Annotated in this window: 20 protein-coding genes and 1 pseudogene; 7 read left to right on the forward strand and 14 right to left on the reverse strand. The window is 34.8% G+C overall.

What is annotated here, in order from left to right:
* Positions 1-168 precede the first annotated feature (168 nt).
* Positions 169-435 carry a phosphocarrier protein HPr gene (locus DFR56_RS18880; RefSeq protein WP_110397011.1) on the forward strand — a complete coding sequence of 89 codons (267 nt, stop codon included), beginning with the start codon at positions 169-171 and terminating at the stop codon, positions 433-435.
* The gene (ptsP, locus tag DFR56_RS18885; RefSeq protein ID WP_110397012.1) at positions 435-2,159 is read left to right on the forward strand and encodes a phosphoenolpyruvate--protein phosphotransferase; all 1,725 of its coding nucleotides are present in this window, start codon (positions 435-437) and stop codon (positions 2,157-2,159) included. Before DFR56_RS18880 ends, ptsP begins: the two co-directional genes overlap by 1 nt.
* Positions 2,160-2,172: 13 nt before the next feature.
* Here ptsP and DFR56_RS18890 read toward each other — a convergent pair whose 3' ends face one another.
* From DFR56_RS18890 to DFR56_RS18915, 7 genes are all read right to left on the reverse strand, one after another.
* On the reverse strand, positions 2,173-3,330 hold the full coding sequence (locus tag DFR56_RS18890) for a YkvI family membrane protein (protein WP_211320656.1): 1,158 nt from the start codon (positions 3,328-3,330) through the stop codon (positions 2,173-2,175).
* A gap of 373 nt (positions 3,331-3,703) precedes the next feature.
* Complete coding sequence (menC, locus tag DFR56_RS18895) at positions 3,704-4,819, reverse strand: o-succinylbenzoate synthase (RefSeq protein WP_211320657.1); 1,116 nt, start codon at positions 4,817-4,819, stop codon at positions 3,704-3,706.
* 4 nt (positions 4,820-4,823) lie between these two features.
* Positions 4,824-5,612, reverse strand: coding sequence for a GNAT family N-acetyltransferase (locus DFR56_RS18900; protein ID WP_110397014.1), 789 nt, complete (start codon positions 5,610-5,612; stop codon positions 4,824-4,826).
* 19 nt (positions 5,613-5,631) lie between these two features.
* Positions 5,632-6,756 (reverse strand): M20 peptidase aminoacylase family protein, encoded by a 1,125-nt coding sequence (locus DFR56_RS18905; RefSeq protein ID WP_110397015.1) that lies wholly within the window; start codon positions 6,754-6,756, stop codon positions 5,632-5,634.
* Between the two features lie 132 nt (positions 6,757-6,888).
* A complete protein-coding gene (locus tag DFR56_RS18910) occupies positions 6,889-7,467 on the reverse strand; it encodes a KGG domain-containing protein (protein ID WP_110397016.1) in 579 nt (192 codons plus the stop codon).
* A 210-nt stretch (positions 7,468-7,677) separates the two neighbouring features.
* Positions 7,678-7,839: a hypothetical protein gene (locus tag DFR56_RS23120; RefSeq protein ID WP_158525723.1), complete on the reverse strand. Its 162-nt coding sequence runs from the start codon at positions 7,837-7,839 to the stop codon at positions 7,678-7,680.
* A 21-nt stretch (positions 7,840-7,860) separates the two neighbouring features.
* A complete protein-coding gene (locus tag DFR56_RS18915) occupies positions 7,861-9,099 on the reverse strand; it encodes a hypothetical protein (protein WP_110397017.1) in 1,239 nt (412 codons plus the stop codon).
* A 152-nt stretch (positions 9,100-9,251) separates the two neighbouring features.
* On the opposite strand from DFR56_RS18915, the gene DFR56_RS18920 reads away from it, so the two are divergent.
* Positions 9,252-9,746: a hypothetical protein gene (locus DFR56_RS18920; RefSeq protein WP_110397018.1), complete on the forward strand. Its 495-nt coding sequence runs from the start codon at positions 9,252-9,254 to the stop codon at positions 9,744-9,746.
* A 715-nt stretch (positions 9,747-10,461) separates the two neighbouring features.
* Positions 10,462-10,785, forward strand: a complete 324-nt coding sequence (locus tag DFR56_RS18925) for a YflT domain-containing protein (protein WP_110397019.1) — start codon at positions 10,462-10,464, stop codon at positions 10,783-10,785.
* 40 nt (positions 10,786-10,825) lie between these two features.
* Here DFR56_RS18925 and DFR56_RS18930 read toward each other — a convergent pair.
* Positions 10,826-11,155: pseudogene (locus DFR56_RS18930) on the reverse strand (2-oxo acid dehydrogenase subunit E2); the annotation flags it as partial.
* Between the two features lie 1,096 nt (positions 11,156-12,251).
* Between DFR56_RS18930 and DFR56_RS18935 the strand changes: the two are divergent.
* Both DFR56_RS18935 and DFR56_RS18940 read left to right on the forward strand, forming a co-directional pair.
* Complete coding sequence (locus tag DFR56_RS18935; protein ID WP_110397021.1) at positions 12,252-13,973, forward strand: sigma-54 interaction domain-containing protein; 1,722 nt, start codon at positions 12,252-12,254, stop codon at positions 13,971-13,973.
* A gap of 675 nt (positions 13,974-14,648) precedes the next feature.
* The gene (locus DFR56_RS18940; protein WP_110397022.1) at positions 14,649-16,697 is read left to right on the forward strand and encodes a prolyl oligopeptidase family serine peptidase; all 2,049 of its coding nucleotides are present in this window, start codon (positions 14,649-14,651) and stop codon (positions 16,695-16,697) included.
* A gap of 178 nt (positions 16,698-16,875) precedes the next feature.
* Here DFR56_RS18940 and opp4C read toward each other — a convergent pair whose 3' ends face one another.
* The 5 genes from opp4C to DFR56_RS18965 all read right to left on the reverse strand — a co-directional run bounded on the left by opp4C (position 16,876) and on the right by DFR56_RS18965 (position 22,783).
* Entirely contained in the window at positions 16,876-17,754 is an 879-nt protein-coding gene (gene opp4C / locus DFR56_RS18945) for an oligopeptide ABC transporter permease (RefSeq protein ID WP_110397039.1), read from the reverse strand.
* Between the two features lie 63 nt (positions 17,755-17,817).
* Positions 17,818-18,768, reverse strand: coding sequence for an ABC transporter permease (locus tag DFR56_RS18950; RefSeq protein ID WP_110397023.1), 951 nt, complete (start codon positions 18,766-18,768; stop codon positions 17,818-17,820).
* 85 nt (positions 18,769-18,853) lie between these two features.
* On the reverse strand, positions 18,854-20,494 hold the full coding sequence (locus tag DFR56_RS18955; RefSeq protein ID WP_110397024.1) for a peptide-binding protein: 1,641 nt from the start codon (positions 20,492-20,494) through the stop codon (positions 18,854-18,856).
* A gap of 285 nt (positions 20,495-20,779) precedes the next feature.
* Positions 20,780-21,763, reverse strand: coding sequence for an ABC transporter ATP-binding protein (locus DFR56_RS18960; RefSeq protein WP_158525724.1), 984 nt, complete (start codon positions 21,761-21,763; stop codon positions 20,780-20,782).
* A 45-nt stretch (positions 21,764-21,808) separates the two neighbouring features.
* A complete protein-coding gene (locus DFR56_RS18965; protein WP_110397025.1) occupies positions 21,809-22,783 on the reverse strand; it encodes an ABC transporter ATP-binding protein in 975 nt (324 codons plus the stop codon).
* A 1,076-nt stretch (positions 22,784-23,859) separates the two neighbouring features.
* Here DFR56_RS18965 and DFR56_RS18970 point away from each other — a divergent pair.
* Positions 23,860-24,042 carry a hypothetical protein gene (locus DFR56_RS18970; protein ID WP_110397026.1) on the forward strand — a complete coding sequence of 61 codons (183 nt, stop codon included), beginning with the start codon at positions 23,860-23,862 and terminating at the stop codon, positions 24,040-24,042.
* Positions 24,043-24,445: 403 nt separating this feature from the next.
* Here the strand turns inward: DFR56_RS18970 and DFR56_RS18975 are convergent, their stop codons facing one another.
* Positions 24,446-25,456 carry a proline racemase family protein gene (locus DFR56_RS18975; RefSeq protein WP_110397027.1) on the reverse strand — a complete coding sequence of 337 codons (1,011 nt, stop codon included), beginning with the start codon at positions 25,454-25,456 and terminating at the stop codon, positions 24,446-24,448.
* Positions 25,457-25,466 lie beyond the last annotated feature (10 nt).

Raw genomic sequence — 25,466 nt, forward strand, 5'->3', positions numbered from 1 at the left:
TTGAACGGTATCCAAAGAAGTAGTTAAGCTATACATAAATGAGCAACATATGTTAATCTTAAAGTATAATATTGATTTCTTTATCGTCCTCTTTCAGTGGACAATTGAATACATTTTCGATATTTTTGTATTAACTTATACAATTACATAAAGAAAGGATAAGACAAAATGATTACAAGACAATTTACGATTACAGCAGAAGTTGGTTTACATGCAAGACCTGCAACACAATTGGTGCAAGAGGCAAGCAGATACTCATCACATATAGAACTTGAATACAACGAGAAGAAAGTAAACGTAAAATCTATTATGGGTGTCATGTCTTTAGGGATTGCTCAAGGTGCGACTTTCTCCATTATTATTGATGGACATGACGAAGAAGAGGCAATGAAAGGAATTGAAGCGTTATTTACGAACGAAGGGATTGCTGAATAATGCCTGTAAGCTTACATGGAATTGCTGCTTCAAACGGATATGCGTTCGGTAAAGCATATAAACTTATTGAACCAGACTTATCATTTGAAAAAACGACGATAGAAAACAGTGATGAAGAAATTCAGAGATTTCATGAAGCAATTAAAAACGCCAAAAAAGAACTTGCGAAGATCCGGGAAAAAGTTACAAATGAGCAGGGGGAGGAAAATGCTGCCATATTTGATGCACATTTATTAGTGTTAGACGACCCTGAGCTTATTTCCACTATTGAAAATAAAATAAACGAAGAAAAGGTAAATGCTGAAAGTGCATTACGAGAAACGACAGATACGTATATTCAGATGTTTGAACAATTAGAAAATGAATATATGCGTGAGCGTGCTGCTGATATTAAAGATGTAACAAAGCGTGTTCTCGCCCATTTACTCGGAGAAACCTTACCTAATCCCGGTTTGATCGCTGAAGAAACTATTTTGATAGCGGTGGACTTAACTCCATCTGATACTGCGCAAATTAATAAACAATTTGTCAAAGGATTCGTAACAGATATTGGTGGTCGTACTTCACACTCGGCCATTATGGCAAGATCGCTTGGGATACCAGCAATTGTTGGGACGAAAACTATTTCAAGCACTATTCAACAAGGTGATAATCTGATTATCGATGGAATGAATGGTGAAGTCATTATTCATCCAACCGACGAAGTTCAAGAAATATATAAAGAGAAAATGACTAAATTCCAAGCCCAACAAGCAGAATGGGCATTATTAAAAGATGAGCCAACGATCTCCCATGATGACCACAAAGTAGAATTAGCAGCAAATATCGGTTCTCCTCAAGATGTTGAAAGTGCAATCAACAACGGAGCAGAAGGAATCGGCCTTTATCGCACTGAATTTCTTTACATGGAAAGTACTTCACTACCGACAGAAGAAGAACAATTTCAAGCATACAAGGTCGTTTTACAAGGAATGAATGAAAAACCAGTAATTGTTCGCACGCTCGATATTGGTGGGGACAAGCAATTGCCATACTTAGAATTACCGGAAGAAATGAATCCATTCTTAGGTTTACGCGCTATAAGACTTGCATTTGAAAAGATAGACGTCTTTCGCACACAACTCCGAGCATTACTCCGGGCTAGTACATTTGGTCATGTAAAAATAATGTTTCCAATGATTGCAACACTGGATGAATTTCGCAAAGCAAAAGCAATTTTATTAGAAGAAAAAGAAAAATTAACAGATGAAGGCATTTCCGTTTCTGAAAATATCGAAGTAGGTATTATGGTTGAAATTCCATCTACGGCAATTTTAGCTGATGAATTTGCAAAAGAAGTAGATTTTTTCAGTATTGGAACAAATGATTTAATTCAATATACATTTGCAGCCGATCGAATGAATGAATCGGTCGCTTATTTATACCAACCATATCATCCAGCCATCTTACGACTCGTAAAATTAGTCATTGATGCGGCTCATAAGGAAGGTAAATGGGCTGGTATGTGCGGAGAAATGGCTGGTGATCCTAATGCAATTCCACTTTTACTTGGACTTGGTCTCGATGAATTTTCAATGAGTGCTTCCTCTATTTTACAAGCACGAAGCCAAATAAAACAACTCGATCAAAAGGCGATGAGGAAGTTAGCAGAAAAAGCATTACAACTTCAGACATCAGAAGACGTAAAAAAGTTACTTGAAACAGAAGTGAAGGCTACCAAATAATGGTAGCCTCCGTCTATTTATTGACAATGTTAGCATCGTCTTTTTTAATCGTTTCTTTTTGGAAAAATATTTTATACACTCCGATCGTTAATAATGGTAATGCAAATACAGCAATCATTGCATAAGCCATCGCTGTATATCCTTTAGCAATTAAATCGATAATTCCAACTTGTGCTAATATAACAGCCAAAATTAACGTACCGACAGCAATTCCACCTTTTTGTAAATCAGTTAAAGAGGTATTTGCTATATCTTTCATTTGTGAATCGAGTCGATCTACAAAAGCATGAATCATTCCCGATGCTGTTTCGATAAGTGTCCAACCAACGACAATTCCAAAAATGATGATAACAATGAGCGGGAATCCTTCTAACATCATTAGCCATGGCACAGTTGCTCCTAATACATTTTCAGATGGATAATGACCTAGTAAACTGAAATAAGTTAAAAACCATGGGAATGTCATTAACACACCACCGACAATTCCGGCAATAACAGCATCTTTACGACTTATTTGGCGTTTAATACTAAATAATGCAGCAGGGTAAACAGCTAAATTATACCCCACATATAAAATTCCACTCCACAATACGGCAAAAATGGATACCTTTCCAGGCATAAAGCTCGTGTCACCAGATCTCAACACTTCCAATGCACTCTCCCAAGTGGAAGCGATTACAATTGTTGCAAATAATAAATATCCTAGCATTAATGATAGTGTACCTAAAGTCTTAAAACGCTCAATTAATCCTTTTCCATAAAAATTTAAAATTCCTACTATTACAATAATTAAGACGACACCAACCCAATAATTTAACCCTAATGTACTGTTTAAGATTTCTCCAGTTGCCGAAGCCATAATTGCAATAATTAAGATCGCAAGTAGTAAATAAACAATATCGAATAAAAACCACAGTGGACCAATTAATTCTTTGAGCAATAAACGATAATCGAAAACTTTAAATTTTCTGGCAAATTCAAACATAAGAATAGCCATAATCGTAAAACCGATAAAGATTCCAACACCACCAAGCCAACCCAATGCTCCATACTTCGCTCCAAACTCGACAATTTCTCGTCCTGTTGCAAAGCCGCCGCCCATTAATACTGACTGCAAAATAACAGCAGGAAGTACAAACCTACCATATTTTCCATCTAAAAAGTTTTTCACGATGCCACACCCTTTCGATAAATTTTATTTAAATGGATAACCATATACTATATGTATACGGCTTTTCCCATGAAAATATTATAGCCATGTTTTCATGATAGATGTCCATATATAGGAAGTACGTTTGCCAAATGTAGAATACGATAAAACTATTTTATCTATTGTATCTTATTTGCTACATTTTGGAAACCGTATTAATGCCCATATTTGCTATCAGTTTCATTATTACAAATGAGCTGGTTCCCTCCAAGGATATGAGCCGATTTGCTAGTAACACGAGCTTAAACGGATTTTGCACGGTAGGTGAGGTGTTGGAAGTGAAGCCTAAGGAAAAGCGGATGCAATGATTCATGTTACACCCACTTTTTCCGTTTTATACATGAATTGTTTCCGTGGCAACCGTAAATTCCTTTAATGCTTCTTCGTCCATTTCATATCCGATTCCAGGTTTATTTGGTACGTGAATGATCCCATTTTCTACCTCAACTTCCGGCTTGATGATATCTTTTTTCCAATATCGTGAAGAACCTGCCGTATCTCCTGGCAAAACAAACTGTGATAAAGTGGTGAGTGCAATATTGTGAGCACGACCGATACCAGCTTCAAGCATCCCGCCACACCAAACATCGATTCCTTTCTCCTTTGCTAAGTCATGGATTTTCTTCGACTCTGTTAATCCACCAACCCGGCCAATTTTTATATTAATAATTTTGCAACTACCGAGTTCAATTGCTTTTCTGGCATCTTCAAGGGAATGGATACTTTCATCTAAGCAAACGGGTGTCCTCAGTGCAGCTTGCAATATAGCATGATCGACAATATCATCATGTGCTAATGGTTGTTCAATCATCATTAAGTTCAGTTCATCTAACTTTCGTAAGTGTTCTAAATCAGCTAAAGAATAGGCTGAATTCGCATCAGCCATAATCGGTGTATCAGGAAAATGACGACGTACCTCCCGCAACATGTCAACATCATAACCGGGTTTTATTTTAATTTTGATTCGTTTATATCCTTCTTGTACATATGTTTCTACTTTTTTCAATAAATCTTTCACTGTTGGCTCAATACCTAAGCTGATCCCAACCTCGATTTGCCTTTTCGTTCCACCAAGTGCTTCTGCAAGTGGAATTTGCTTTTGTTTTGCATATACATCCCATACAGCGCCTTCTAATGCCGATTTGGCCATATTATTACGTTTAATCGGAGAAAATATTTGCTCCACCTCATTAGGATGAGCTATCACTTTCTTTTTTAGAAGTGGAATAAGAAAATCTTTCATCATATGAAAATTTGTTTCCACTGTTTCCTCACTATACCAAGGACTTGAAAAAGCAACTGACTCTCCATAACCACGAATACCATCTTCATCGATCATTTCAATAATGAAAAATTCTTTCTCTTGAAACGTACCAAAACTCGTCGTAAATGGATCGTTTAACATCATTTTTAAACGATGTAATTTGATTTGTTTTAATGAAATTGTCATACCTTTATACCCCCATAGAAAATACATAATAACTTTTATTAGACTGTTCAGAAATGAAGTCAATTGCGATAAATCCCGCTGCAAATAAAGCTTGAAAAACGTTCCTAGATTCAAAACGCCATTTTTTGGCTAGTTCAATTTGTTCTCGCTTTAATGATTGGAAATCGTTTGGAATTTCTACAAACCAAACATCACTTTTCTGTAAATCATCCGTACAATGTGTTCGATAAACTGGTGATTCTTCTTCCATTACGAGTAGTAATTTTTCCGGATCCAAAACGTGGGTTCTTTTTCGTGTCGTCGTTATTAGATCCCATTCGATTTGAATCCGATCTGTCGGCAACCCTTGATTAAGCTGATCATTTAAGTCACCGTAATGATTTTCCTTGTAATGAGCACCACACGCTCCAAGTTTATGTAAATTGATGTACGCATTTTTGCTTTCAAGTGGATCAAACGTCCAGGTAATCATTTCATAGCCCATTTTTTTAGCGATCTTCGCCTGCTTTTTCTTCATTTCAATCCCTAGACCACTTTTTCGATATGGCGGAAGAATGCCGAGCATATGGGAACAAATATACGGTTTTTCTTTATTAAAACCAGCAAAACTGTACAGAAAGCCTACCATTTTCCCTGACGTATATGCACCTAAAATGACACCTCCATTATTCATCGCTGTAAACGTTTGATGAACTGGAATGGTCGGCATTTGCCAAACAGCTTTTTCTATCTTTACGAGTTCATTTAATTGTTCAATGGATGTTAATTGTTTAATTTCAACATGAGCTGACATGTTTACAATCCCTTCTATTTCACGTATGTACGGCAGTTTCTAATAACGCTTTTGTTAAAATTTCGATCGCTATTGGTATCACTTCATGGTTAAATGTCATATGCGGATGATGCAACCCAGGCTTTAAATCACAACCAATTGCTAACATTGTCGCTTTTATTTGCGGACGTTTAATCGTATAAAAGTGAAAATCATCACCGCCGGTTGATTCAATAATTGGCGCGAGATTTTCTGCACCGACAACCTGAAGGATGGCATCTTCCATGATTTGAGCAGCTTGATCATTGATCACTGCTGCTGCAACCCCTGCTGAAGTCGATACTTTTATTTGTACATTATGGAGGGTCGCTAACATGCTTGCAATTTGTTCGACTTTTTCTGTCAACTGATCCATCACTTCATTTGTTTGGGCGCGCAAATCGATTGAAAATGTCGCATTACCTGGAATGATATTGCTACTTTTTCCACCTGCTTGAAATGATGTCAGTTTAGCAGAGTAAGGGATTATTGGATTTACTTGTATGTTATTCATATGCTGAAATAATTCTGTGCCTACTTGAATCGCATTTGCGTTTAAATGTGGTCTCGCACCGTGTGCATCTTCCCCAATGATCTCCCCTTTCATAAACTTTGCCGCTCCGTGTTGAATTGCAGCTGCAAATTTTCCATTCGGTAATTCTTCTATCGGTCGTAAATGCATCCCATATAAATAATCAACGTCATCAACGATTCCTTTTTCTACAAATGCCAGTGCTCCAGTCCCTTTTTCTTCTGCAGGCTGAAAAATAAACCGGAATGTTCCTCGTGATGGAAGGTCACATTCGAGCAGAGTGAGCAATGTGCCAATAACGATTGTCATATGTGCATCATGTCCACAAGAATGATTCGCCTGAAACTTTCCATCAACTTCTTGCCATAATGCATCGATGTCAGCTCTTAACGCAATGACAGGTTTGCCACTGCCAATTTCAATCATTAGACCAGTTAAATCATTAAATGTTGTGATTTTACAGTCTTCCCGTTCAAAAAGTGATTGGATATAATTGGTTGTGTTCTCCTCTTGCCAACTTATTTCTGGATGAGTATGTAAATGATTAAAAATTTCAGTTAACCTTGTAGTTAACTGCTTTATCGTCGTTTTCATTTTAATGCTCCTTTAAAAACTTTTCTATATCATTTTCTTCATCCATTATAACCCAAATCATCCATTCGATGAATTGAAAATAAAAACAGAGACCGAATTTCTCGGTCTCCGCTTTATAGGAAACAATTCTTCTTAGGAAGATTTGTTGTTATTTCTTCTTTGTTGTCTTCTTTTTCCCCCTTTTTCTCCAATCTCCTCATAAAAGTCACGATCATATTTTTCGGCGGTTGCTTCTCCACCCTTTTGACCGATTTCTTCGTAAAAATCACGGTCATGTGTTTCAGCGGTTGCTTCCCCACCTTTTTGACCTATTTCTTGGTAAAAGTCACGGTCATGATTCTTTGCTGTTGCTTTTCCACCCTTTTGGCCGATTTCTTCATAAAAGTCGCGGTCATGTTTTTCGGAGGTTGCTTCCCCACCTTTTTGACCTATCTCTTGGTAAAAGTCACGATCATGATTCTTTGCTGTTGCTTTTCCACCCTTTTGGCCGATTTCTTCGTAAAAATCACGGTCATGTGTTTCAGCGGTTGCCTTTCCGCCCTTTTGTCCAATTTCTTCGTAAAAATCATGGTCATGATTCTGAGCGGTCTTCTTTCCGCCCTTTTGGCCAATTTCTTCATAAAAGTCGCGGTCATGTTTTTGTGCCATTGTTTCTCCGCCTTTTTTGCCCGCTTGTCTGCGTGACATCTTGCCTTTATTCTGTTTAGCCATTTCTAACAGCTCCTTTAAAAATTTTGGCGCTATGTCCGCCTTCAGAAATTGTCATTCCACTTTTTTTAATTCGTAAACATACACCTGTAAAAAATATGTTGATATTACTTTATATTACAAAAGTTGATCGCTCTACATTCGCATTCAACCAATATTATTTCAAACATATTAAAGTGTTGTTACATCAAATTTCAATATACGTATCTGTTATTATTTTTTCTTTCCGTGTTTTTCCCTGACTTTTTTTATGACCTCATTTGCTACGTTTTCTTTTTCCGCTTTTTCCTTTTTCTCTAAATCTACCTCAAGCCGATCTTCATTCGGTAAGTTGAAATAGGTACCATTTTCCTGCTTATTTTCTTTTAAAGTCATTGTACAAACCCCTTTCCCTTATTATTTTTCATTCACGAGGTTTTTCCTTTTAATCCAGATGAACCCATCCCCTTTCGTAATCACTGCGATATCAATCGGTGGTCCAACAGATTCCGTTACCCTTGTTACCCGCCGTTTAAAAGATGTTAAATGTATGAGCATTTCCGTCATTTCTGCAAGTTCTCGTACTGGTAACGAACGGATAATTCCTAATAACGGATGTAAGTAATTAGTTAATTTATACTCTTCAACTGAATCTTCAATCGATTCATATACTGTTTTACCCATTTTTTCTAATTCTTTAACTTGTTCTTTTGTTAACGTAATTTGTAAACTAGCTTGCAATTGCTGTTCATAATGAAACAATACTTTTTTTATAATATGGAAAAAAGCCTCTTCCATATTCGGTTCGATTCCATGTATAAATGACTCGATCATTTCTTTTTGACCAAATGCTGTAATTACTGCAGTACCATCATGTTGATCTGTCGTATAGCTAATCGTTTTTTCAGTTGTTTTTTTATATTTTAATTGATTAAAAATAAATCCTTCAAGCCGGTAATTTAATAGACGAGGGAATATCTCTTCTTCCCCGTAACCTGTTATGACAAAACCACTACTCCCCAAACTAAAGAAATCCCTTTTTACACCTTCAAACGCTAATTGATTTAATCTTTCTGTAAGTATTTCTGGTATTTGATAAGTGACAACTTCCTGCTGAATTTCCAATAGAACATGTCCAAATTTACGATCAAAAGCATCATATTCCATCTCAACATATGAATTCGTTTTTTGATATTGTTTCATCTTTTTGTTAACACATTCTAATAATAAATTTGTAATAAATTTATCCTCGATATCTTCCTCGTTTTTTTCAGCGAGTTTTTCTTCCACTTCCTTCACTATCTGTTTTAACATATCAGAAAAGATCCGATATACGATAATTTCTTCTACCTCACCATTGCTGAATGTTTCTTCTTGTTGCAAAAATGATAGGAAATCATCCACATATCCTTGTAATTGGGCAAATGTTTTAACTCCTAAATGGTTGCGATACGTCTTAATAATGACATCCCATGGTACTTCCATAAAGGATGCTGAACCATAAACCATGATCCCGATTGGGTGATGATCCGATAAAGAAAATAATTTGTTCGCTGAATTGTATACTTTTCGAATTCCTTCTGAACCACTAGTGATAGCACTATCCGCCGCCAAGGAAAGACCATATTTATTCATAATGACAATTTCCGCAGTCAATAAAAATCATCCTTTCTGTCCTTTCTAGTGTATATATCCTTACAATTGAAAACTGAAACGATAGATTATCTTCCTAATATTTCGGGTATTTTTATTAGAATAAATGAAGGAAAGAAGGTATAACTATTTTTGGATTAATCGATTTAGTTGGGTTGGTTATTTCATTATTTTTTATCTTGCCTATCGTATCGATTATTAGAGAAATTGGTTATTTAATTACAAGCAAGATATTTGGTGCGAAAAAATCAAAAATCACTATCGGCTCTGGTCCAAAACTGTTTCATTTATCAGTATTTGAAGTACGCAAATATTATTTTGCCTATAGTTGGTGTTCGTATGATTCCCTTAGAAATGAATCAAAACTGGCTCATATTATTATTTATGCATCACCAATATTATCCAATTTATTAATTGCCTTATTAATTAACGGACTGCTCGCCTATGAGTTATTAGGTCTGCCTAATTTTTGGAATAAATTTGTGTTTTACTCTTTTTATTTTGTGCTATTTGATGCATTACCAATTTATTATCCAGATGGCCAACCAAGTAATGGAAGAGTAATTTACAATTTATTACGTTATGGAAGAAAAAGTGATTTTGAGCGAAATGACCCACAGATAGACATTAAAAAAACGGATGAAAAATAAGAATGTGGGTGATAAAGGGAAAATATTCTGGGAAAAATACTAAGTTAAAAACGGGAATGTGGGGTTAATAATGCTGGATTAAAAACAGGAATGCAAGGTTATACAGAGTAATGCTGCGTTAAAAACAAGAATGCAAGGTTATACAAAGTAATGCTGAGTTAAAAACGAGAATGCAGGGTTCTACAGAGTAATGCTGAGTTAAAAACAAGAATGCAAGGTTATACAAAGTAATGCTGAGTTAAAAACAAGAATGCAAGGTTATACAAAGTAATGCTGAGTTAAAAACGAGAATGCAGGGTTCTACAGAGTAATGCTGAGTTAAAAACAAGAATGCAAGGTTATACAAAGTAATGCTGAGTTAAAAACGGGAACGCAGGGTTCTACAGAATAATGCTGAGTTAAAAACGGGAACGCAGGGTTCTACAGAATAATGCTGGGGTAAAAACGAGAATGCGGGGTTCTACGGAATAATGCTGGATTAAAAATGGGAATACGGGGTTCTACGGAATAATGCTAGGTTAAAAACGGGAATGCGGGGTTCTACGGAATAATGCTGGTAGAAATACTAGAATGCTGAGTTTATTTTAGGAATGAGCACTAGAAAGAGTTTTTAAAACGATAGTTTATGAAAATGAAGAACGGGTACTTATAGAGATAAGTCGACTTCAAAACAAGCAGAATTCTGCTCAGCAATTTTTATGAAGGAGGAGTAACAGTGAAACCTACTTTAAAGGAATTTAATGACGATACTGCTTTAATTACGGAGGTGCAAGAGCTAGCAGCGCAAGGTATTTCGAGGGATGATCTCTATGTCCTTTCCCATGATGATGATCGGACAAATAGAGTAGCTGAAAATGCAAATGCCAATCAAATCGGTATCGCAGAGGAAGGACTAGGTACTGCAGTAGGTAATATTTTCCGTCAAAAAGGGGACGAACTCCGAGAAAAATTGAAGCAATTTGGGTACTCACAATTTGAATCTGAAGAGCTTGAGCGAAAATTAGATGATGGGAAAATTTTATTGCTTGTAAATAATTAAAATATTAAAAATAGAAGGGTGATCCCCTTCTATTTTTCTGTTACACCATTTCCAACATTAATCTTTCTGGATGCTCAATCAGTTCGACAAACCGATTCGTAAACCTGACGGAATCAGCTCCGTCTGCTACAAATGAGAGCGATATATTCATCATGTCCCGAATCACGATTTCATCCTTTTCCATGACAACTGGAATTCTTTTTGTTTTGTGAAATGCCATGATCGCAGTTTGGGGATGATTGATAATAGGTGTAGCAGCAACACCACCTAGTGGACCGACATTACTGATGGTAAAAGTTCCGTTTTGCATTTCTTTTGTTGCCAGTTTTCCGGCTTGTGCTTTTTCAGTCAATTGTTTCATTTCTAGGTGAGAAAATGTTTATTAACGGATGAAAATAAATTTAGTGATGATCGTATTTAATATACATGCAAGTTTCCTGCCAATTTCTACTCCATATGATTTTTTTGTTGTACCTATAATAGGAATATATTATACATTAATATAGATAATGATTTAACTCTCTTAAATTAACATTCATGTGTAAATAAAGTCGATTGTGGGGAGAATGTTGTAAATTAGCACATTATTCCAGACCCCTAATTATAAATTCTTCCTGGTTACAATCTGAAGTAATGTGCTTTTTTTATCAGTCATCCAAATGTATTGTTGATTGCATAAATAGTTGACACTTTACTCTTATGGTTACATGAAAATGATGGCACGAATTTTGCATTAATATATGGTAAGGTAATTCACTAGTGTTGCATAAATATATATTTAACTTTTCGTAAACATATTAGTTTAAATTTTTGCCAAAAAGCTAATGTCCACCACATAATGGTGGTACTGTACATTTGGTGGAAATACACAATTAATACTTTTGATGGAATGAAAGGAAAAGTTATAAGTTATAATCAATATATAGATCTTAAATCTTACTTTCCAAGTCTTAAGTTGACAGACATTCAGCCTTTTATTAATACACAAAGAATGAAATAGTCAAAAGAAGAAATTGCTGGATATCTACATCATGATAGGTCGCTAACATGTTAGCGATTCGGTTAACATTTTCCGTTAACTGATCCATTACTTCATTTGTTTGTGCTCGTAAGTCATTTGAAAAAGAAGCTTTACCTAGTATGATATTAATACTTTTCCACCTGCTTGAAAAGAGGTTCATTTTCCATAATGGAGGATCATTAGGTTTATTTGTATATTATTAATATGCTGAACCAGTTCATTTCCAACTTGAATCGCATTTGGATTAAGATGAGGTCTTGCTCCGTGTGCATCTTCTCCTATTATTTGTTTAGAATTAATGTTAAATAAGTGATACAGATTTCAATTGCAATGATAGTGCTCTTTTAAAGTTTATACTCACATATGTAATAATATTGTTTTTTCCATACAGATGTGTCAAAATCATTATACATGTTATAAAAATACAACAATGGAGAGAATGTAAATGAATTTTAGTACAACTACTATTGAGTCAATTGTAAACAGATCATTTCAACTTATCGAAGAAGAAATTAATGTTTCCAAAAGGAAAGAATATTTTAATGATTTAGAGAAACTATTTTTCTTAAAAAACGGAACACCCTTCATCGTCCACATTCAAAATTCAACCAATACTTATTCCACGACTCCTGTGAAAGCGATTTCAGGAAAGTGCCAATTAAATAAGGCCGTTAACATTCTCGGAAATGACCAAATAGCCTTAGTTGAAAATGAAGAAAATGAATATATTGGATATATTACACATAAAATTATTGCGGAACAACTTCTGATTGAATACGGAAAACTAGAAGCATATTTAGAAACAATACTCGATAATATAGAAGACTCTTGCACTGCTATTGATAAGAATAGTAATGTCGTTTGTTGGACAAAAGGAGCCGAGAAACTATTTTCAATTAATAAAGACGAAATTCTTGGACAACCTATCACTAATTATTTTACGAGAGAAAATCTAGAAATACTAAACGCCTTACATAATGGCGAATCTGTATATCGTCATCAACATCATGCTAGAAATGACCTAGTCGTCTTAATAAATTCCAGTCCCGTAGTTTATCAAGAAACCATCATTGGTGCAGTAGTAACCGAAACAGACATTACGAATTTAATTCGATTAAATAATGAGCTTTATAAAACAACAGAAAAATTATTTAATCTTGAAGAAGTAGTTCGGAAATCATCCGCTTCTTCCAATCCATTTTCCTATATTAAAGGAAATAGTACTCCCTTACAAACTACTATAAATCTTGCAAAAAAAGCTGCTAAAACGGATGCCTCTGTTCTTATCTATGGAGAAAGCGGAGTCGGTAAAGAATTGTTTGCCAAAGCGATTCACCATTTGCGTGAAACGGAAACTGCTCCATTTGTTGCAATTAATTGTGGTGCAATTTCTAGTAGTCTATTCGAAAGCGAAATTTTTGGTTATGAAAAAGGAGCTTTTTCTGGTGCAGATGCAAAAGGAAAAAAAGGTAAGGCTGAACTTGCTAGAGGTGGCACATTATTTCTTGATGAAATTGGCGAAATGCCATTAGAAATGCAAGTGAAATTTCTACGTCTTCTTCAGGAAAAAAGATTTTACCGTGTTGGTGGTACAAAGGAAATTGAAGTGGATTTTCGTGTGATAGCGGCTACAAACCGTGACTTAAAAGAACTAATTCAAAAAGGAGATTTTAGGGAGGATCTATACTATCGTCTTAATGTCGTACATTTTACAGTCCCCCCTTTAAGAGAACGACCACAAGATATTATTGAATTAACCCATTATTTTCTACATGAAATGTCTATAAAGTATAATCGCCCAATTCACGGGATTTCCCAAGATGTCATGCAGTCTTTATTAAACCACTCATGGTCAGGGAATACAAGAGAATTAAAAAATGTAATCGAGCGAATGATCGTCTTTTCTGATAACGGTGAAATTAAACGAGATGATTTACCAATCGAACTGGAAAAAATAGATCCCGTTTCTTCTTTAGTATCTATTAAAGATCATTCCAATGATATGTACCAGTTATCTTTAAATGACCAACTCCAAGTATTCGAAAAAGAAATTATCCTAAGGGAACTAAAAAGGTCAAGTGGGAATAAATTACAATGTGCCAAAGCCTTAGGAGTTACTCGTGCAACATTATATAACCGAATGAACAAATTAAATATTGATTACTGAAAACGGCCCCTTTAAAGGAAGAAACTGAAAAACCAATAATTCTTCAGAGTCTTCTTTAAAAAAGGAGTTTATAAAAAACCCTTTAAAATGCATTTGATTTCAAGGAGCATTTTATAAAGTACCAAGAAGTTCAAAAATAGTGATGCTTTAATAATAAACTACAACAAATGCTATAATCTCATATACCTTCCATCGTAATTTCTACAATAGCCAAATTAGTCTAGACTCTTTATTTGAACTTCTAATAAATTTCTTAATAATATAATTGATAAAGAATTTAACTCAAGAAATCGGAGAGTAATATATTGAATCAATCTCGTTTCCTGAAATTTTACACTTTTTTTGTAACCGTCAAATATTTAAACACTTTCTGTAAAAAACTTTTAAATCTTATAGTTGTTGTCTTATTCATTTACGATATTTACTAAACATTTCCCAGTACAAACCTATTTATTCTTATCTTAAAGTCTTTACCAACTTGAAAAATTCTGTCCCTCTTTCATTAAAGTCTGTAATAATACATTTATAGTTCTAAGTATCATTAACTGGTCTCTGTTATAAAGTGAATTTGAATGCACTAAAGAATATCAACTTATGAAGTGTTAATTTACAATAGTTAAATTGGTATATATCTTGCATCCTTAATAGATATAATCTACAGAGAGGGGAACTTTAATGAAAATTTATACTCCAAAGGAAAACGTTGTTGATAATTATCATGGTGTTGAGGTTGCAGATCCATATCGCTGGTTAGAAAACACCGATTCATCCGACACACAGCAATGGATCAATGAACAGAACAATCAAACAAAACAATATTTGGAATCATACCCTAAGAAGGAAGCAATAAAAGATAAGCTAACGAAGTTGACAAACTATCCAAAATTTACGGCTCCTAGAAAAGAAGGAGAGTTTTATTACTTCCATAAGAACGATGGTTTACAAAATCAATTTGTCTTTTATCGTTCTAAATATATAGATGGTACCGATATGGAAGTTATTATCGATCCTAATGAGCTTTCTAAAGATGGCACAGCTGCAATTACCAATATCGAATTTAATCAACATGGGACAAAAATTGCATACGCTATCTCATACAATGGTAGCGATTGGCAGGAAGTGAAAATTAAAAATTTAATAACATTAGAAGACTATCCTGAAGTTCTAAAATGGTGTAAATTTACTGGAATTGCATGGACAGAAGATGATCAAGGGTTTTTTTATAATCGTTATCCTGACCAAGATGATCCCTCTACACATAACTCAAACTATTATAATAAAGTATATTGGCACAAATTAGGTTCTACCCAAGATTCAGATAAGCTCATATATGAAGATAAAGAAAATAAAGAACTTGCATTTGTACCAAGAGTCTCTGACGATAATCGTTATTTAATTCTAACGGTCAATAATGGAACCGAACCAAAAACAAACATTTATTATCATGAATTTAAAAGTAAGAATTTTTTCACTGCCCTGTTTAAGGAAAGGAAGGATTATTACACTTTTTTAGGTAATGATGGAGATATCTTCTATCTATATACAAACAACGAGGCACCAAAAGGTAGAGTTATTGCAATTGATGTTAATAACCCCGAAAAAGAAAACTGGAAGGAAATAATTTCAGAACAAGATGACGCTATTTCATTCGTTAAAATTATTAATAATCAGTTTATTATATCTTTCTTGCATAATGCATATAACAAACTATCATTATTCGATATGGAAGGAAATATAGAAAAGCAACTTTCACTTCCTCCATACATATCTATTTTAAATGTAACTGGGAAAAAGACTGACTCAGAAATGTTTTTAAGTTATACATCTTACCTCCATCCTACTCGAATAGAGAAATATAATTTTCAAAAAGGGCAATTAGACTTCGTTTTATTAAACAGTGATGATATGGAAGATGATGATAAATATGAGACAAATCAAATTTTTTATACTTCTAAAGACGGTACAAAAATCCCAATGTTTCTAACTCATAAAAAGGGGTTAAAACTTACGGGAGAGCATCCCGTACTTTTATATGGTTATGGAGGATATAATATAAGTTTAACCCCTTCCTTCTCTCCTTCTCACAAGCTGTGGCTAGATTCGGGTGGCATTTATGCTGTAGCTAATATCCGTGGTGGTGGAGAATTCGGAGAAGAATGGCATTTAGATGGAATACTGGAAAAGAAACAAAATGTCTTCGATGATTTTATTAAAGCAGCAGAATGGTTAATTGATAATAAATATACGAACTCAAAACGACTAGCAATAATGGGCGGAAGCAATGGTGGACTTCTAGTTGCCGCATGTATTATTCAACGACCAGAACTATTTGGGGCTGGAATTAGCCTTGTTCCAGTTACTGATATGCTAAGGTTTCACCATTTCACTGTTGGACGATTTTGGACAACTGAATTTGGAAATGCAGAATTAAACCCTAATCATTTTCAGTTTATGTATAAATATTCCCCTTTACATAATGTCCAAGAGGATTCAAAATATCCACCAACACTTATTACCACGGCTGACACGGATGACAGAGTTGTTCCGTTACATGCAATGAAATTTGCAGCAACTTTACAAGCAGCCCAAATTGGCGAAAACCCTATTCTTTTAAGAGTAGAAAGAGAGGCGGGGCATGGACTCGGAAAACCTACCTATAAGGTGATAGAAGAACAAACTGATATATATACATTTTTAATTAAACAATTCAAAATGTCTATTTGAAAATGATAACATCATATTTTCTAAAGGAACAAGGGGATACGATTCGGGACCATAAGCAAAAACAGATACATTTAATTTCAAAGTAAAAGGAGTAACTAAAAGAATCCATTATGAAAACAACGGGAGTGCATCTAATAGCATTCCCGTTGTTTTTCTCGTCCTTAAATAAATTAAATCATTATTGTTCCGTTATTTGAGGGTCAAAAGCATCTCGCAAACCATCGCCTACAAAATTAAATGCTAATACAGTTAATAGAATCATAAATCCAGGAAACAAAGGATACCACCATGACTTTAGCATAATATTGATATTTTGAGCATCCTGTAACATATTCCCCCAACTTGGTGTAGGGGGTTGAATACCTAAACCTAGATAACTAAGAGCTGATTCAGCTAATACTACTCCACCTACTCCAAGTGTTGCTGATACGATTATCGGACCTAATGCATTGGGCAGTATATGTGAAAATATAATTTTTGTATTTTTTATTCCCATCGTTCGAGCTGCCAAAACAAATTCCCGAGATCGCAATGATAAAAACTCTCCTCTAACTAATCTTGCAGTTCCAGTCCATCCAAATACAGCAAAAATTAATATTAAAGTATACATACTAGGTTTAAAAATCGTTACTAAAGTAATTAACAAGAATAGACTTGGAAAGGAAATTACAATATCTACAATCCTCATAAGGATTGAGTCAATTCTACCACCATAGTACCCTGCAATAGCTCCTATAATTGTCCCGATAAAAATAGAACCAGCTACTGAAGCAAAACCAACTAGTAATGATACACGTGATCCATATAATAATCGGCTAAATGTATCACGCCCTAAAGTATCTGCTCCTAGAATATAATCTGCACCAGGTGGAGCTAATTTATCTAAAAGGACTTGATGACTAGGATCATGAGTAGCTAATATAGGAGCAAATATTGCACCCATAATAATAATTAATAAGAAACAAGCCCCAATAACAGCTAACTTATTTTGCATAAATTTGCGAAAGATAATTTTCCACAATGAATCTGGCTTTTTCGAAACAATATGTTTTTCCATTTGAATTTCTGGTTGTTCTCTTAAATTATTCAAATTAGTTTGTGGCAAAGTTTCCCTCTCCTTTTAATACTCAATCCTAGGATCAAAAATAGCATAAAGTATATCAGCAATTAGATTACCTACGACAACTAAGGTTGCTGCAATTACAGTAACAGCCATAATTACTGGATAGTCTCGTTGAAATGCAGCATCCATAAATAATGAGCCGATACCAGGCCACGCAAAAATACTTTCTATTATTACTGAACCTCCAATAAATGAAGGTAACATTAGCCCGAAAATTGTAATAATAGGAATTAAACCGTTTCGTACACCATGTCTAAATATAACCCTCGTCTCTTTAAAACCTTTCGCTCTTGCTGTTCGAATATAATCCTCTTTAAGTACATCCAACATACTTGATCGAGTATACCGAGTTAATCCAGCCATGTCTGCTGTCGCTAGTACAAATGCCGGAAGTATTATATGATGAATACGATCCAAAATACTAAAAGGAGCCTCTAGCGTAGCAACGCCTCCAGTTGGAAACCATCCTAATTGAACAGAAAAGAACATAATTAATACAATTCCTAACCAAAAGTTTGGTGTAGCTAGCCCTAGAAAAGAAGTAAAAGTAATCGCATAATCCGTTTTTGAATATTGTTTACTTGCTGAAAGAATACCAAATGGAACCGATATAATCATAGCTAGTATAGTTGACACAACCATCAGAATTAGCGTGTTTGGAAGACGAGCCATAATCAATTCACTAACTGGTACTCCTTGCCTAATAAGCGAATTTCCAAAGTCTCCTTGTAACATATTCCCTAACCACTTTATGTACTGAACATGTATCGGTTGATCTAAACCATATTTTTGGATATATGGTTGCAAATCTTCTGTTCTAATTCGCGGATCAATTAATAAAGATGTTGGATCGCCTGGAGCTATTTGCATAATAAAAAAAGCCAATACAGTAATTCCTAAAAGTAAAGGAATAGTCATTATCAATCTTCTAATAATATATGAAGCCATTCTATAGCCTCCCTTGTACAGATAACTAGAGGGAACTGTTTTATTCCCTCTCTAATTATCATTTGTTCAACTCTCCATTTTAATTTTACTCAAAATACCATTCATGAAGTTTATAGTAGCTATTTGCTGCATTAATTACCGGGCCATTCAAATTAGGTGCATGTGCTAGGTGGCCGAATGGATAATAAAGAAATGTTACGGGTAACTCTTCAGCAACGATTGCATCAGCTTCCTTAATCAGTTCATATCTCTCATCTTGATCAAGTATTGTAATCTGTTTATCAAGTAATTCATCTACCTTAGGATTTGAGTATGCAGAGTAATTTAGACCAGCTTCAATTTCACTGGAATGCCAAAAGTAAGTCGGATCTGGGTCACTTCCAATGGACATACCTGATACTTGAGCATCAAAATTCCAATTAGGTGGACCAGTATCTTCAACGAAAGCACTCCATTCCATCACTTCAATATCGACTTCAATTCCTAATGCAGCATATTGTTGTTGAGCCACTTCCGCTATTTTTTCCCTTGATTCCCCTTGACTTGTCTTAATCGTAAAGGAAAAGTTTTCTCCGTCTTTTTCTAAAATACCGTTACTTCCTTCTACCCATCCAGCTTCCGACAATAACTCTTTAGCTCGTTCTGGATTATATTCGTACTTTATAGTGTCTGGATTATACGCCCAGTTAGCAGGGCTTCCAGGTGCATGTGCTACGGTTCCTTGACCATATACAACCGCCTCAATTATCGCTTCCTTATCTAATCCATGCGATAGTGCTTGACGGACTTTTAAGTCCTGAAATAACGGATCACGTAAATTCCATATGATATATTCCCATGCATTATTCTCACCTGACTGCAGTTTGATAATTCCATCTTCGGATAATTCATTTGCTAATTCTACATGCTCCGAAGCAACTCCAGTATAATTTATATCACCAGCTTGGAGCTGAGCCATTAATGCATTTGAATCTGGAACAATTTTATAAGTCAATGTATCTATCTTTGGACGACCGTGATGATAATCATCAAAAGCTTCCAATTTAATGTACTCTCCATCAGCCCATTTATCAAAAGCATAAGGTCCTGAACCTATTGGAGATTTTGTGTTGAATTCATGCTCACCTAACTCCGTAATTGGAACATCTCCTAAAATATGCTCAGGAAGAATACCAGCCTGCATAGCGATTGGTAGGAAAGCAGCAGAAGGTTGATTTAACCTAAACTTTACTGTGTAATCATCAATTTTTGTAACAGATTCAATATCTTTATACGTGTATGCACGAGGACCATCATATTCTTTATTTATTGGAATATTATAAGTAAATACTACATCATCTGCTGTTAAGTCTTCTCCATCATGCCACTTTACACCCTCGTGTAAATGAAATGTCCATGATTTACCATCATCTGATACTTCCCAATCTTTTGCTAAGTCTCCTTCAGGATTGAAATCCCTGTCAACTGTTATCATAGTGCTAAATATAAATCCCTCAATTGCCATACTAGAGGTATCCGTTGAATAAAAAGGATTAAACAATGTCGGAGCCGATGTTGTACCTATGATTAAATTGCTGCTATCCGCAGATTCTGATGAATCTGTGCCAGTGTTACCATCAGATGAATTTGAATTATCGACCGTAGTTGATGATCCACCCGATGTACAAGCGGCTACTAAAAATATTAATAATAATGATACTAAAAATAAACTAGATTTTTTAAACATATTTCTCCCCCTATTTAGTTTTTACAAAATGATTTAAAATTTTCTTATATTACTTTAATGAATGTATGATGTAATCCCCCCCTTCAAAGACGTACTTTTATAAAAATTACTATTTATAGTAAATTACCCTTAGGGTTCTTTTTTTCACGCACCATAACCTAAAGACTGAGTTGTATTTTTTGTGAACGCTTTCATTATTTACAAAGTAACTATACAGATAGGGATTTATGATTTTGTTTGCGCACGAGGACTTCTAAACTTGTTAATCTGCAACAAAGTTTGATCCTAATATAAATGACATGCAATATGATGATCTTTTTTTACTTCTTTAAATTGAGGTGTCATTTCCTTACATATAGGCATCGCTTTAAAACAACGCGTATGAAACACACAACCTTTAGGTGGATTAGCTGGACTTGGCATATCCCCTTTTAAGACAATTCTTTCTCTCTGTTGCCCGCCTTTTTTTCTAAGTACTGGGACAGCTGACATTAAAGCTTGTGTATAAGGATGCAAAGGTTCTTCAAAAAGTGTTTGCTTTGCAGCTACTTCCATCATCCGACCTAAATACATTACAGCAACTCGGTCACAAATATACCTGACAACACTTAGATCATGAGATATGAAGATATAAGTTAAGTTAAATTCTTTCTGTAACTCTTGAATCAAATTAATAATTTGAGCTTGTATGGATACATCAAGTGCTGAAACTGGTTCATCAGCTATAATCAAGTTTGGTTGTAATAATAAAGCTCTAGCTATTCCAATTCTTTGACGTTGACCACCTGAAAATTCATGTGGATAACGATTTATAAAGGATGCATTTAGTCCGACTACTTCCAAAATTTCTTTTACTTTATTGGTTTGTTCCCTTTTCGATGCATACAAGTTATGCGTTTTTAAGGGTTCTACTAAAGTTTTATGCAACGTTTTTCTTGGATTTAATGATGCAATAGGGTCTTGAAAGATCATTTGTATTTCTTTTCTAATAACCTTTCGTAGTTTTCTTTCTGACAAATTTGTTATATCCTTCCCTTTAAAAATAATCTGACCACTAGTAGGTTCATAGAGACGAATAATCGTTCTTCCTGCCGTTGATTTACCACACCCTGATTCACCAACGATACCGAATGTTTCCCCTTTGTTTACCTTGATACTTAATCCATCCAGTGCCTTCGTGTAGCCAGTTGTTTTCTGTATAATGCCACTTTTTATTGGAAAATGTTTTTTTAAGTCTGTTACTTCTAATAATGCTTGATCTATATGTATACCTTCCGTTTGCTTCTTTTCTTCCTTCTGTAAAATAACCAATGCTTAGACCTCCTCATCTTCATAAAGAAAGCAACGAACAAAACGAAATTGTTCCACTTTTTTAAGCGATGGTTTTTCTTTAAAACAACGATCAAATGCTTTAGGACAACGATGAGCAAACCGACAATGATTTGGTAATTGATCTGGTGTGGGAACACTCCCAGGAATAGCAGTTAATTTTTCCATTTCCCCTTCAATGTTTGGTATAGCTCCGATTAGACCTTCTGAATAAGGATGAAGAGGCTTATCAAATACAACATCTACAGGAGACTCCTCTACAACTTGTCCCGCATACATAACAACAACTCTCTCAGCCATCTCAGATACAACTCCTAAATCATGAGTTATTAACAGAATGGATGTATTAAATTGTTTATTTAAATCATTCATCAGTGTTAATATTTGTGCTTGAATGGTAACATCTAATGCTGTCGTCGGTTCATCGGCGATAAGTAATTTTGGATTACAAATCATCGCCATTGCAATCATCACCCGTTGTCTCATACCGCCTGATAACCGGTGTGGATAATCTCGAATTATGTTCTCGGGATTCGAAAATCCAACCATTTTTAAAGTCTCGATCGTCTTTTCCTTCGCTTCATTATGTTTTAGCTTTTGGTGGTACGTTAGCACTTCTATTAATTGTTCTCCGATAGTTAGCACCGGGTTTAAAGAGGTCATAGGATCCTGGAAAATCATAGCGATTTCTTTACCACGGATTTTGCACATGTGCTTTTCGGATAAATCCAGCAGATTTACTCCACCAAACACAATTTCTCCATCAACTTTTCCAGTAGGGGTAGGAACTAAACCCATTATTGATAAAGAGGTCATGCTTTTTCCACACCCTGACTCACCTACTAAAGCTACAGTTTCTCCTTCTTTTATAGATAGATTTACATCATCTACAACTGTCAACGACTGCCTTTTGCTTTGAAACTGCGTTTTAAGATTTTTAATGTTCAATAACGTTAACATGAGTAATCTCCTTTCTTTTTTCTAAACATTGAAATACAACTATTAATAATTTTTGTATTCAGGTGAAAAAATGTTTATTAACGGATGAAAATAAATTTAGTGATGATTGCATTTAATATACTTGCAAGTTTCCTGCCAATTTCTACTCCATATGTTTTTTTGTTGTACTTATAATAGGATATATTACACATTCATAGTAGATAATGATTTAACTCTCTTAAATTAACATTCATGTGTAAATAAAAATAAACACTCTAATTAAAGTGTCGATTTTTTTTACATTATGAATCATTAAACATTTTAAAACAGCCCAAACGTTCGACTTAAATAGGTTTTTCATGGTAATAAAGTCGATTGCAAGAAGATTGTTATAAATTGGTACATTATTCCAGACCCTAATGATAAATTCTTCCGGGTTACAATCTGAAGTAGTGGTTTCTTAATATTAGTTTCTAGTTGAATAAGTATATGTAAACAAAATAGACTTGATTTTGTAATGATGATTCCTCATGTCGTGAAAATGTTTAATTTCCATGTGCTGTTTTATCCATTAATAAAATTTAAATAGCACATCGAAATCAAATATTACTGATTTTATCTGCATTTAGGGTAAATCGGTTTGTGATTAAACAAAGAATATTATCTTTCGTATCAACAACTTCGAGTAATGAAATATTTTTTCAGCACGAATATGTGAAGAACCAATATATACCCTTACAGATGAATCAGCAGTTAAAGAAAAAGATTCAATCTCTCTTACTACGGCATTTGCTTTAGTCAAGAAACGAAGAAATAGCTATCACTTGTAATTTCCTCAAAATGTTCGTTAGCTGTTGAATAATAGTTATCTGGATAGAAAAACCTTTATCTATAAAAACAAGTCATAAATGAAGCTTTACACACACTGATGAATAATAGGCTTAGGAATAAAAGATTACAAGTACACTAGCTGTAACCATACGTTCAATGAGCGCTTAGACTTTGTTGATCACTATCAACGTTGTGCAAAAACTTTATAACAGTCTTAACTTATACTGGCCTTGGGATCGTTTACTACAGTAGCACGTTTAGCAGGAATGACGACTACTCGTTTAATACGTCTAATTGATAAACGCAAAGTAGAGACAAAGAAAGTTCTTCCCTGCGTAATTACCATTGATGAATTTACAGGAGATACTGGAGAAAAAAGGTTTCAAACGTTAGCAGCAGTTGTGGGGAAGGAAATAGTAGAAAAAAAGAGACAATCGTTGATTATTTAAAGCAGTAATCCGAAAAGCTTAGAGTGATCCTCTCATTGTTGCTGGTCGATTTCATTTTATACGCTTAGTCTACAAATCCCTAGATCAGGTGCGATGAGAAGTGCAAAATGTAATTGAGAAGAAAGAACGAATCCAAATAAAACACGGTAAAAGGTTGTTGTGGAAATCAACATACAAATTATCCAAAAAAAGAGAAGCAAAGTGAATGAACTGATTCAAATTCATTTAGAGCTCCATAATGTGCAAAAGCCTTAGGAGTTACTCGTGCAACATTATATAACCGAATGTACAAATTAAATATTGATTACTGATGAAAAACAACACCCATTAAATGAGTCCATCATTTAATGGGCGTTGTTTGATATTTACTAAAAAATGATTTTTCACCTTTTACCATACAAACTCATATTTCCTCTAACAAGAATCCTTTAGGAAGCGTATCATTTGGATCGACTAAAAAGTGGTGAATACCAGTAATAAATGCTTGCCCGGTAATTTCAGGAATTACTGCAATATGATTTCCAACATTCGAAGTTGCCGTAATTTTTCCTGTAAAAAGTCCATCTGTAATACTTTCATGAATAAAACTGTCATTCTCTTTCATTTTACCATCTACGAGGAGAGTAGCGAGTCGGGCGCATGTACCTGTACCACAAGGTGATCGATCCACCTGCTCATCTGCAAATATCGTTACATTTCGTAAATCCGCCTGTTCACTCACTGAGGCATCCGAAAAAATAACACCATAAATACCGTGTAGACCTTTTTCGGAAGGATGAACTACTTCCATTTGTTTTTCAACAGCACGCTTTATTCTCGTTCCCCATTTTTGAATGGAAGGTAAATCCCGTTTATTTACTTTAAGTTGCAGATCTTTTACCTGTACAACAGCATAAAAAGCTCCGCCAAAAGCGATATCTACTTTAAGTTCATAACCGTCGATGTGAAGCGGTACATCTTTCTTTAATACAAAAGATGGGACGTTTTCAAAAGAAACGGACTCCACTTTAGAACCGTTCACTTTTGCAGTCGCAACAACTTCTCCAGCTGGTGTGTCAATTGTAAATTTCTGTTGCTCCTCGGTTATTTCAAAGCGCCCTGTTTCAATCCCCATCGTAATAACTGCGATAATTCCATGTCCACACATCGTACTCCAACCTTCATTATGCATAAATAATACGCCGAAATCTGCCTGTTCACTAGCAGGTTCCGTTATAATGCACCCATACATTCCATGATGTCCACGTGGTTCATACATTAATATTTCTCTTACATGATCTAAATGTTCCATACAATATAAACGTCTTTCCAACTGTGTTTTCCCTTTTATTTCTGGTAGTCCATCTGTAATAATTCGTAACGGTTCCCCAGCTACATGTACATCTATTGTTGTATACATTTTATTTATAATCATAAATAGTCTC

This window comes from Pseudogracilibacillus auburnensis, assembly GCF_003201975.1.
Lineage (GTDB): Bacteria > Bacillota > Bacilli > Bacillales > Amphibacillaceae > Pseudogracilibacillus > Pseudogracilibacillus auburnensis.